This window comes from Microbacterium sp. K24 (genome assembly GCF_004794465.1).
Taxonomy (GTDB): Bacteria; Actinomycetota; Actinomycetes; order Actinomycetales; family Microbacteriaceae; genus Microbacterium.
Genome location: NZ_SSDJ01000156.1, coordinates 20,280 through 30,973 on the forward strand (window position 1 = coordinate 20,280; position 10,694 = coordinate 30,973).

Sequence of the window (10,694 nt, forward strand, 5' to 3'; positions counted from 1 at the left end):
GAAACGTCGGGGCACGAGCGGCTTCGCGGCGGACAGAACTCCTCCTCAGGCGCTCTCGAGCTCCGCGATCACGATCTTCTTCATGTGCATCAGGGCTTGAATCTGCTCCGGACGCTGCTGCAGCCGATCGAGGCCGGCGGGGACGACCTGCCAGCTGACGCCGAACCTGTCTTTGCACCAGCCGCACGCCTCGGCATCCGGCACGGCGGAGAGCGCCGCCCAGTAATGATCGATCTCGTCCTGGTCGGCGCACTCGATTACGAAGGAGACGGCCTCGTTGAACGAGAAGGCCGGTCCCCCGTCGATGCAGCCGAACCGCGCGCCGTTGAGGGTGAACTCGCCGTTGATCACCTTCCCGCCCATGCCCTCGAAGTGCTCGCTGAGGTGCTCATCCGGGTACAGCGTGACCTGGTCGATCGACGAGTTCGGGAACACCGAGACGTAGTACTCCATCGCCTCCTGTGCGGAGTCGTGGAACCAGAGATAGGGACGGATGGGTGCCGGGCCTGTCATGTCGACCTCCTCGATCGGCACTCACGCTACGCCCGGGTCCACCTCCTGTCGAGGGGGTTCCGCGGCCGTCAGTCCGCGTATCTCCGGCACCACTCGTACATGATCACGGCTGCCGCCGCGCTCGCGTTGATCGACCGCGTCGACCCGTACTGCGTGATCTCGATGTGGGCGGATGCCGCGGCGAGCGCCTCGGCAGACAACCCGGGGCCTTCCTGTCCGAACAGCAGGACGCACGAACGCGGGAGGTCGGCGCGGTCGACCGGCACCGCGCCCTCGACGTTGTCGACCGCGATGATCGGGATGCCCTCGCTCGCGGCCCACGCGGCGAACGTCTCGACGTCTTCATGGTGCACGACGTGCTGGTACCGGTCGGTGACCATGGCCCCGCGCTTGTTCCACCGACGGCGCCCGATGATGTGCACGGTGTCGGCGAGGAACGCGTTGGCGCTGCGCACGATCGACCCGATGTTCATGTCGTGCTGCCAGTTCTCGATCGCGACGTGGAACGGATGCCGCTGCGTGTCGAGATCCGCGACGATCGCCTCCATGCGCCAGTACCGGTACCGGTCGATGACGTTGCGGGTGTCCCCCGCGGTCAGCAGCTCGGGGTCGTACCGGTCGTCGTCGGGCCATGCCTCCCGCCCACCCGGCCAGGGCCCGACACCGTACCCGGGCTGGGCCACGGACCCGGTGTGCGCCGACGTCTCGGCATCCGAGGGGGCCGTCTGATCATCCATCCCGCCAGGCTATCCGGCAGCACTCGCGGTGGAGGTCACGTGTGCGCAGGCGCCACTTTTAGGCCGACCGAAAACACGCTAGGGTTTCGGTGTGCCTAAAAGTTCCTCGTCGGTGTTGACGCCCCCCGTGCGCACGGCCCCACCCCGCAGCCTGTGGCTCCTCGGACCCGCCCTCGTCGCAGGCGTCGCCTACCTCGACCCGGGCAACGTCGCGAGCAACATGACCGCGGGCGCCCAGTACGGGTACCTGCTGGTGTGGGTCGTGCTCGCCGGCAACGTGATGGCATGGCTGATCCAGTACCTCTCGGCGAAGCTGGGCGTGGTCACCGGGCAGAGCCTCCCCGAGGTGCTGGGCTCGCGCCTGCGGCATCCGTGGGCTCGCCGCGCATACTGGCTGCAGGCCGAACTCGTGGCGATGGCGACCGATCTCGCCGAGGTCATCGGCGGCGCCGTCGCGCTGTATCTGCTCTTCGACATCCCGCTGCTGCTCGGCGGCGTCATCACCGGCGCCGTGTCGATGGTCCTGCTGGCGGTGCAGAGCCGTCGCGGCGCGCGGCCGTTCGAGTTCGTGATCATCGGACTGATGGTCATCATCACCGTGGGGTTCGTCGCGGGCGTCTTCGTGGCGCCGCCGGATCCGGCGGGCGTCGTCAGTGGCCTCGTGCCCCGTTTCGAGGGAACGGGATCGGTGCTGCTCGCGGCATCCATCCTCGGCGCGACGATCATGCCGCACGCGATCTACGCGCACTCCTCCCTGACCCGCGACCGCTTCGGCGCCACGACAGCGCACGCCGGCGACGAGGCCGCCCGCACCGAGACCTCGCGCATCCGCCGCCTGCTCACCGCCACCCGGTGGGATGTCTCGATCGCGATGGTGATCGCGGGGTCGGTGAACCTCGGCATCCTGCTGCTCGCGGCGGCGAACCTCGCCGGCGTCGAGGGCACCGATTCGCTCGAGGGCGCCCATGCGGCCCTCGCGGCAGGGCTCGGGCCCGTCGTCGCCACCTTCTTCGCCGTCGGCCTTCTGGCGTCAGGGCTCGCCTCCACGTCGGTGGGCGCCTACGCGGGCGCCGAGATCATGCACGGACTCCTGCACGTACGCATCCCGCTGCTCGCACGGCGACTGGTGACGCTCATCCCGGCGCTCGTGATCCTCGGGATCGGAGTCGACCCGACGCTCGCGCTCGTGCTCAGCCAGGTCGTGCTGTCGTTCGGCATCCCCTTCGCGCTCATCCCGCTGGTGGCCCTGACCGCACAGCGGCGCACGCTGGGGCCCTGGGCCAACCGGGTCTGGACGACCGCGGCCGGCATCGTGGCATCCGTTCTGCTGATCGCCCTCAACGGCGCCCTGCTCTGGCTCGTGCTCAGCGGCGCCTGAAACTCAGGGCGTCCGGGGCGCGGATAGGCTCGACAGCATGTCTGTCGATACCGCCCGCCGCACCGTCCGCATCCTCAGCTGGAGCGGACTCGCCGCCGGTGTGATCGGCGGGCTGCTGGTCGCCTTCCCGCAGGTGCTGCCGTTCGGCGGACCCTGGGTGCAGCTCGTGCTCGGCATCGCCACGCTCGTGCTGTCGTTCCGCGCACGGAAGATCGGCATCGCCCAGGTGCCCGACTACGACGGACGGCTGTCGTTGGCGGCGGCGCTCCTCGGGTTCCTCGTCATCTTCTTCGCCGGACAGGTCGCCTGGGGCGTGCTGGTCGCCGTCGCGAACTGAACCCCGCCCGATCCGACCGATTCCCCTGATTTAGACTGGCTCCCGTGGCTTCCCCCGCAGCAGACGACTACCTGAAGACCGTCTACGCCCACACCGAATGGCAGGATGCGCCGATCACCCCGTCGGTGCTGGCCGCGAAGCTCGGCATCGCCCCGTCGTCGGTCACCGAGATGGTGAAGAAGCTCGCGGCGGCCGGCCTGGTGTCGCACGTGCCCTACGGCGCTGTGCGCCTGACGGATGCCGGAGCGCACCGTGCCCTCGCGATGCTGCGCCGTCACCGCCTGATCGAGACGTGGCTGGTGCAGGAGTTCGGCTACGGCTGGGACGAGGTGCACGACGAGGCCGAGGTGCTCGAGCACACGATCAGCGACCGCCTGCTGGAGGGCATCGACGAGCGTCTGGGTCGGCCGCGGTTCGATCCGCACGGCGATGCGATCCCGGATGCCGACGGCTCGGTCGAGCGGGAACCCTTCGTCCTGCTCGCGGATGCCGCAGCCGGACACACCGGCCGGGTGCTGCGGGTGAGCGACCGCGATCCCGATCTGCTGCGTGCGCTCGAGGGCGCAGGGGTGACGATCGGCACCGCACTCGTCGTGACCGGCACCGGCGTGCGCCTGGGTGCGACGGACACCGCGCTCCCCGACGGCAGCGACGGCGTGGTCTGGCTCTCCGCCTGACCCGCCGCCGCCGACCGTCGCTCAGGCCCCGATCAGGCCGACGATGAGGTACATCACGAACGACAGCCCCGCGGCGATGCCGGCATAGGGCAGGATCGCCAGCATCAGGTTGTGCGGTTTGATGCCGATCGATCGCGACGCGAGGATGATCCCGTCGCCGTAGAGGCAGGTGGTGCTGCCCAGCGCCGCACCGGAGAAGACCGCCGCCCCCGCGAGGATCGGGTCGGCGCCGAGGGCGATCGCGAGCGGCAGCACGACCGGCGTGATCACCGCGGCGAGGTCCCAGAACGATCCGGTCGCATAGGCGTAGATGCCGCACACCGCGAACACGATGGCGGGAAGGAGCGCCGGCGTGAGCACGGGCTCGGTGACGGTGATCACCCAGTCGGCGAGGTGCAGGGAGACGTTCATCTCCTGCACCATGAAGGCGAGCACCGTGAGCACAGCGACGAACAGCATGCTCTCGATTCCGGCGAGTGCCGATTCGAGGATCTCGCGGATGCGCAGGCGTCGCTGGATGAGCGTGATCACGATCGTGACGACGAGAGCCGCCGCCGTGCCCTTCACGACATTCGCCTCGGTCAGGATCGTGACCCCGACGAGGGTGACCATCGCCAGCAGGAAGGGCCAGGCCTGCGGACGCTTCGTCGCGACCTCGGTCTCGAGCGCCACGGCGACGCGCTGGGCGGTCGAGCCGTCGGCATCCGTGCTCCTGATCTCCTCGAGGAGCACCGCACCCTCGGCCTCGCGCTCCTCCGCAGTCGTGCCGAGCGGGAACACGTCGCCGTCGCGCTCGGCACGCACGGCGTCGCGCTTGATCGCACCGAACCGCGGAAGCCAGCCGGCGCTCATCAGGAACGCCACCACGATCGCGATCCAACCGAAGAAGATGTACGGGATCGCCTGCAGGTACGCGCCGAAGCCCGATCCCCCGACGGTCACGCCCTGCGCCTCGAAGAGACCGGAGAAGAACAGCGCCCAGGTGGAGAACGGCACGATCACGGCGATCGGCGCCGCCGTCATCTTCATGATCGACCCGAGCTGAGTGCGCGGCACCGCGTACCGATCAGTGAGGGATTTCAGCGATGTGCCGACGGTGAGCACGTTCAAGTAGTCGTCGACGAAGAGGACCACCGAGAGGAAGAAGGTCAGCAGGGTCGACTTGCGCCGCGAGTTGACGAAGCGCTCCGTCCACCGCGCGAAATCCGAGACGATGCCCGAGCGCTCGAACAGCGTGATCAGGATGCCGAAGAGCACGACGATCAGCAGGAGCCATTGCGCCGTCTCGTTCGCGAGCGACTTGCCGAAGTACTCGACCCAGGTGTCGAACGCCCCCCAGCCGGAGAGCAGCAGGGCACCGACGAGGGTGCCGCAGAAGAGGGCGAAGAGCGTCCGGCGCGTCAGGACGGCGACGAGCAGGATCACCAGGATGGGAAGGAGCACGAACATGGTCACCTCGTTGTGATTGCGATCAGGAGACGACGAAGCCGCCGACGGCGGTCTCGGATACGGCGACCTCGACGAGTTCGTCGGGCGACACCTGAAGCGGGTCGGCATCCCACACCGCATAATCGGCGCGGAAACCGGGAGCGAGCCGACCGAGGTCGACGTCTCCCTGGGCGCGCGCCGCGCCGACGGTGTAGCCGTGCAGCGCCTGGTAGGCGGTGAGGCGCTGCTCCGGCTCGAAGACCGGCGCGTCGGGGGCGCCGGGCCGTCGACGCAGCATCGCCCAGGCGAGTCCGATCCTGGCGTCGTTCTGCGCGATCGGCCAGTCCGAGCCGAGAGCGACCGGGGCACCGGCATCCCAGAAGTCGCGCACGCGCCATGCGTGCGCGGTGCGCTCCGGCCCGAGGCGCTGCGCCCAGTCATCGGTGGCGTCGGCTTTGCGCCACTGCAGGTGCAGCGGCTGCATGGATGCGGTGATCCCGGCCGCGGCGATGCGGGCGAAGTCGCGATCGGCGGTGGTCTCGAGATGCTCGATCCGATGCGGAGCGCCGTTCGCGGATCGCACGCCGGCCTTCAGGTACGCGTCCACGGCGCTGCCGATGGCGCGGTCGCCGATCGCGTGCGTGGCCACCTGGAACCCCGCACCCGCATACGCGGCGACGGTACGGACGTACGCGGCGTGGTCCTTCCAGAAGGGCTCGAGGCCCTGCCCCTCGGCATCCGGCTCGTACAACCAGGCCGTGCCTGTCTCGACGACGCCGTCGGCGTAGAGCTTCACGAGTCCGCCGCGCCAGCGCCCGCCCCGTTCGTCCCGCACAGCGAGGTTCTCGGCCATCCGCTCGGCGTCGAACGACGGCTCGTGGTCGACGGCGGAGACGATCCGGACGGGCAGGCGTCCGCTCTCGTCGAGGTCGCGCAGCAGCTCGAGGGTCGCGAACGACCCGTCCATGATGCAGCCGCCGGTGAGGCCGGACGAACCCAGACCGCGCAGCAGCTGATGCGTCGCGTCCAGCGTCTGCTCGCGGCTGAGCGCCGGGGCGGACCGGCGCACGGGCTCGTAGGCGGACATCTCCCGCAGCTCTCCGGTGGGCGCTCCGTCTGCGTCGACGACGATGACGGAGTTGTCGGCGAAGTCACGCGGTCCGGAGATCTGGCCGCGCACGAGCCCGGCCGAGCTGGCGAGCGCGGTATGCCCGTCGTACATGACCAGCAGCGCCGGCAGACCGCGCACGGCGTCGTCGATCGCGGCGGCCGCGCAGGGCAGCTCATGGAAGACGTCGTAGTCGAGATTCCACCCGCGCACCCAGGGGTCCGCGTCCTCGGCCAGCGCGCGGTCGGCCTCGGCGCGGAGCGCGGCGAGCAGAGAGCTCGCCTCGGTGATCCCGCCGAGGTCGGTGCCGACCGCGAGCTCGAGACCCTGGATCGGGTGCAGGTGCGCGTCGATGAGGCCCGGTGTCAGGGTCTTCCCCCGATGATCGCGGATCTCGGTACCCGCGCCGCGGAACTCGGCGACGGTCGCGTCGTCGCCCACGGCGAGGATGCGGCCGTCGCGCACGGCGAGCGCGGAGGCGAGCGGGCGACGCGGATCCATGGTGACGATCCGTGCGCCGGTGATGATCACGTCTGCGGCGACAATGGTCATGGCGGGGTCTCCCGACCGAGGGTTTAATTGAATGAGTTTCAATAAAGTAGCAGAGATCGGTTCCATGACAAAGCAGCAGCGCAGCGCAGGTCGCCCGAGCGCCACCGTCCTGACGGAGGACAAGATCCTCCGGGCGGCCTTGCGCGTGGCGGGTTCACGCGGGCCGGCGCAGTTCACGATGACCGCGCTGGCGTCCGCGCTCGGCGTGCGGACATCGGCGCTCTACCACCACTACGCGAACCGGGATGCCGTCATCCGCGCCATGAGGGCGCGGATCGGAGCACTCACCGAACTCGCGCCGTTGGACCACGCCGACCCTGTCGAGGCGCTCTTCGGGTGGGGCGTCAGCTATCGCGAGGCGATGCTCACCGCACCCGGGGCGATCGTGCTCCTCGCGACGCTGCCGATCGACGCGGACCGGGAGTCCTTCCTCCAGTACGAGGCCGTCACCGACCGGCTCCTCGCCGCAGGCTGGCCGCCGTCGAAGACCCTCGACACGATCGTCGCTCTCGAGTCGTTCATCATCGGGTCCGCGCTCGACGCGCTCGCGCCGACCGACAACATGTCGCCGGGCGAGCTGGCCGAGGACTTCCCGCGCTACGCCGAGGCGGAGCGCCTGCGCGCGTCGGCCGGCGACGACCCGGCCCGCGAGACCTTCCGCATCGGTCTGCGGGCCCTGATCACGGGGCTCGCCGCGTGGGCCGTTCCCTCCGGAGATACCCGCCCTCCGGCTGTCGCCTCGGGCATCTAGGCTGTGCACATGGCTCAACGAGACGACATCGAATGCTGGCTCACAGACATGGACGGCGTGCTCGTCCATGAGAACGACGCCATCCCCGGAGCATCCGAACTGCTCGCCGGATGGGAGAGCGCCGGCATCCCGTACCTGGTGCTCACGAACAACTCGATCTTCACCGCCCGCGATCTGTCGGCCCGGCTCCGCACGAGCGGGCTGCACGTGCCCGAAGAGCGCATCTGGACCTCGGCGCTCGCGACCGCGTCGTTCCTGCAGCAGCAGCTGCCCGGGGGCTCGGCGTTCGTGATCGGCGAGGCCGGCATCCTCACCGCGCTGCATGACGCCGGCTTCATCATGACCGAGACGAACCCCGACTTCGTGGTGGTCGGCGAGACCCGCAACTACTCCTTCGAGGCCATCACCAAGGCGATCCGCCTGATCATCGGCGGCGCGCGCTTCATCGTCACGAACCCGGATGCCACGGGCCCGAGCGCCGACGGACCGCTGCCCGCGACCGGGGCGATCGCCGCGCTCATCACGAAGGCCACCGGCAAGGAGCCGTACGTCGTCGGCAAGCCGAACCCGATGATGTTCCGCTCGGCGCTCAACAAGATCGGCGCGCACTCGAAGCGCACCGGCATGATCGGCGACCGCATGGACACCGACGTGGTCGCCGGCATCGAGGCGGGCCTGCACACCGTGCTGGTGCTCACCGGCATCAGCGACCAGGCCGAGATCGAGAAGTACCCGTTCCGCCCCGACGAGATCGTGCAGTCGGTCGCCGACCTGCTGCCGCGCATCACCGACACGATCACGACCATCAAGACGAAGAAGTGATCCGTGGGGGCGCTTGACGAGGGCGAACGGGTCCGCGCGGCGGATGCTGCGGCCTGGCGCGCCTGGCTCGAGGAGAATCACGAACGCACCAACGGCGTCTGGCTGCTGAGCGTGCGCGGCATCCGCACCGACGGCGACGGCGTCGGCTACGACGATGCCGTGCGGCAGGCCCTGTGCTTCGGATGGATCGACGGCCCGGTGCGCACTTTCGACGAGGAGACCGTCGGGCAGTGGTTCTCGCCGCGGCGCCCCGCGAGCGGATGGGCCGCGACGAACAAGGCGCGTCTCCTCGAACTCGAGCGCGACGGTCAGCTCGCGCCCGCGGGCATCCGCGCCATCGAGGTCGCGAAGGCGAACGGATCCTGGACCATGCTGGACGGCCCCGAGGCAGGCATCGAGCCCGACGAGCTCACCGCCGCCCTCGACGCCGTGCCCGCGGCACGCGAGAACTGGGACGCGTTCCCGAAGTCGGTCAAGAAGTTCGGGCTCACGCACATCGCGATGGCCAAGCGCCCCGAGACCCGCTCGGCCCGCATCGCGAAGATCGTGGCGGATGCCGCGGAAGGAAAGCGCCCATGAACCAGAGCGACGTGCTGTTCCTCGTCGTCTTCCTGATCCTGCTCAGCACTCTGACCGTGATCATCGTGCAGTTCGTGCGCTCCCGCCGCGGCGGACCGGACGAGGGCCGCGGCGGCAACTGGTGGGAAGGCCCCTGGGACGAGGACGACGGCAAGCGCTGAGCGCGCGCCGGTTCACGACGCCAGGGTCGCTCCGGGGATCGCCGCCAGCAGCTCCTTCGTGTACGGATGCTGCGGATCGTCGAAGATGCGCTCCGGCGTTCCGCTCTCCACGACGACGCCTCGCTGCATGACGTGCACCTCGTCGGAGATCATCCGCACGACGGCGAGGTCATGACTGATGAACAGGTAGCTGAGTCCGAGGCGGCGCTGGAGGTCGGCGAGCAGGTCGAGGATCTGCGCCTGCACCAGCACGTCGAGCGCCGACACCGCTTCGTCGAGCACGACGAGCTCGGGCTCGAGGGCGAGGGCCCGGGCGATCGCCACACGCTGCCGCTGTCCGCCGGAGAGCTCGTGCGGCAGACGTTCGGCCATGGCCGCGGGAAGCGCCACCTGCTCGAGGAGCTCCAGGACGCGGGCGTGGCGCGCGGCGGCCGTGCCGATGCGGTGCACGCGCAGCGGCTCCGCGATGGACTGCTCGACGGTGTACCGCGGGTCGAGCGACGCGTAGGGGTTCTGGAAGACCGGCTGGACGCGACGTCGCAGGGCGAACAGCTCCTTGCGCCGCAGGGAGGTCAGATCGAGACCGTCGAACAGGATGGACCCGGACGTGACGTCTTCGAGCCCCAGCACCATGTTCGCGGTCGTCGACTTGCCCGACCCCGACTCCCCCACGATCGACACGGTCGTGCCGCGTCGGATCGAGAAGCTCACGCCGTCGACGGCGGTGAAGCTCTGCGCCTCGCCGGGCTTCGGTGAGCGGAGCGCGAACTCCTTGCGCAGGTCCCGCACCTCGACGAACGGCGTCTCCGACGCGGCAACCTCGCGCTGTGGCAGAGGGTCGCGGCGGGACGCGAGGCTGGGCGCCGCGGCGAGCAGCTGCTGGGTGTACTCGTGCTGCGGGTTGCCCAGCACCTCGGCCGAGGTGCCCTCTTCGACGATCTTGCCGCGGAACATCACGACGATGCGGTCGGCGCGCTCCGCGGCGAGTGCCAGGTCGTGCGTGATGAGGAAGACCGCGGTGCCGAGCTCGTCGGTCAGCTCGTCGAGCTGGTCGAGGATGCGGCGCTGCACCGTGACGTCGAGCGCCGAGGTCGGCTCGTCGGCGATGAGCAGCCGGGGCGTGCACGCGAGCCCCATGGCGATCAGCACGCGCTGGCGCATCCCTCCGGAGAACTCGTGCGGGTACTGACGGGCGCGGTTCGCGGCATCCGCGATCCCGACCATCTCGAGCAGCTCGACCACCCGGGCCGTCGTGGCGGCGCCCGTGGTGCGGCCGTGCACCTCGAGGGCTTCGCCGATCTGGTCGCCGACACGCATGAGCGGGTCGAGGTTCGACATCGGGTCTTGCGGGACGAGGCCGATCCCCGCACCGCGCAGCGAGATCATCGCGTTCTCGCCCAGCTCGGTGACCTCGCGCCCGTCGAAGCGGATGCTGCCCGCGGTGATCACGCCGTTCTCCGGGAGGAGCCGGTTGACCGCCGCGGCCGTCGTGGACTTCCCGGATCCGGACTCGCCGACCACGGCGACGGTCTCCCCCGCGGCGACGTCGATGCTGACGTCGCTGATCGCGGTGACCAGCTCGGAGCCGGTCCGGAAGGCGACCGCGAGGCCGTTGATGCTCAGCACGGGCTCGGTGTTGCTCATGGTGTTC

Annotated in this window: 12 protein-coding genes; 7 read left to right on the forward strand and 5 right to left on the reverse strand. The window is 69.8% G+C overall.

The window, feature by feature from the left end; all coding sequences use genetic code 11:
* Positions 1-45: 45 nt before the first annotated feature.
* Positions 46-513, reverse strand: coding sequence for a VOC family protein (locus DW306_RS20520; RefSeq protein ID WP_136057431.1), 468 nt, complete (start codon positions 511-513; stop codon positions 46-48).
* 68 nt (positions 514-581) lie between these two features.
* The gene (locus tag DW306_RS20525; protein WP_136057432.1) at positions 582-1,250 is read right to left on the reverse strand and encodes an RNA methyltransferase; all 669 of its coding nucleotides are present in this window, start codon (positions 1,248-1,250) and stop codon (positions 582-584) included.
* A 127-nt stretch (positions 1,251-1,377) separates the two neighbouring features.
* Between DW306_RS20525 and DW306_RS20530 the strand changes: the two genes are divergently transcribed.
* From DW306_RS20530 to DW306_RS20540, 3 genes are read left to right on the forward strand one after another with little or no spacing between them, the layout of a single operon-like run.
* Positions 1,378-2,628, forward strand: coding sequence for an Nramp family divalent metal transporter (locus DW306_RS20530; RefSeq protein WP_240747296.1), 1,251 nt, complete (start codon positions 1,378-1,380; stop codon positions 2,626-2,628).
* 37 nt (positions 2,629-2,665) lie between these two features.
* Positions 2,666-2,965: a hypothetical protein gene (locus DW306_RS20535; RefSeq protein ID WP_136057433.1), complete on the forward strand. Its 300-nt coding sequence runs from the start codon at positions 2,666-2,668 to the stop codon at positions 2,963-2,965.
* A gap of 44 nt (positions 2,966-3,009) precedes the next feature.
* Positions 3,010-3,642, forward strand: a complete 633-nt coding sequence (locus DW306_RS20540) for a metal-dependent transcriptional regulator (RefSeq protein WP_136057434.1) — start codon at positions 3,010-3,012, stop codon at positions 3,640-3,642.
* A gap of 21 nt (positions 3,643-3,663) precedes the next feature.
* On the opposite strand, the gene DW306_RS20545 is transcribed toward DW306_RS20540, so the two are convergent.
* Positions 3,664-5,091 carry a Na+/H+ antiporter NhaC family protein gene (locus DW306_RS20545; protein WP_136057435.1) on the reverse strand — a complete coding sequence of 476 codons (1,428 nt, stop codon included), beginning with the start codon at positions 5,089-5,091 and terminating at the stop codon, positions 3,664-3,666.
* 22 nt (positions 5,092-5,113) lie between these two features.
* Complete coding sequence (locus DW306_RS20550; RefSeq protein WP_136057436.1) at positions 5,114-6,730, reverse strand: amidohydrolase; 1,617 nt, start codon at positions 6,728-6,730, stop codon at positions 5,114-5,116.
* 64 nt (positions 6,731-6,794) lie between these two features.
* Here DW306_RS20550 and DW306_RS20555 point away from each other — a divergent pair, with 64 nt between their 5' ends.
* From DW306_RS20555 to DW306_RS21425, 4 genes are read left to right on the forward strand one after another with little or no spacing between them, the layout of a single operon-like run.
* Complete coding sequence (locus DW306_RS20555; protein ID WP_168429395.1) at positions 6,795-7,481, forward strand: TetR/AcrR family transcriptional regulator; 687 nt, start codon at positions 6,795-6,797, stop codon at positions 7,479-7,481.
* Between the two features lie 9 nt (positions 7,482-7,490).
* The gene (locus DW306_RS20560; RefSeq protein ID WP_136057438.1) at positions 7,491-8,303 is read left to right on the forward strand and encodes an HAD-IIA family hydrolase; all 813 of its coding nucleotides are present in this window, start codon (positions 7,491-7,493) and stop codon (positions 8,301-8,303) included.
* A 3-nt stretch (positions 8,304-8,306) separates the two neighbouring features.
* A complete protein-coding gene (locus DW306_RS20565) occupies positions 8,307-8,882 on the forward strand; it encodes a YdeI/OmpD-associated family protein (RefSeq protein ID WP_136057439.1) in 576 nt (191 codons plus the stop codon).
* Positions 8,879-9,043 (forward strand): hypothetical protein, encoded by a 165-nt coding sequence (locus DW306_RS21425; protein WP_168429396.1) that lies wholly within the window; start codon positions 8,879-8,881, stop codon positions 9,041-9,043. Before DW306_RS20565 ends, DW306_RS21425 begins: the two co-directional genes overlap by 4 nt.
* Positions 9,044-9,055: 12 nt before the next feature.
* On the opposite strand, the gene DW306_RS20570 is transcribed toward DW306_RS21425, so the two are convergent.
* A complete protein-coding gene (locus DW306_RS20570; RefSeq protein WP_136057440.1) occupies positions 9,056-10,687 on the reverse strand; it encodes an ABC transporter ATP-binding protein in 1,632 nt (543 codons plus the stop codon).
* Between the last annotated feature and the right edge of the window lie 7 nt (positions 10,688-10,694).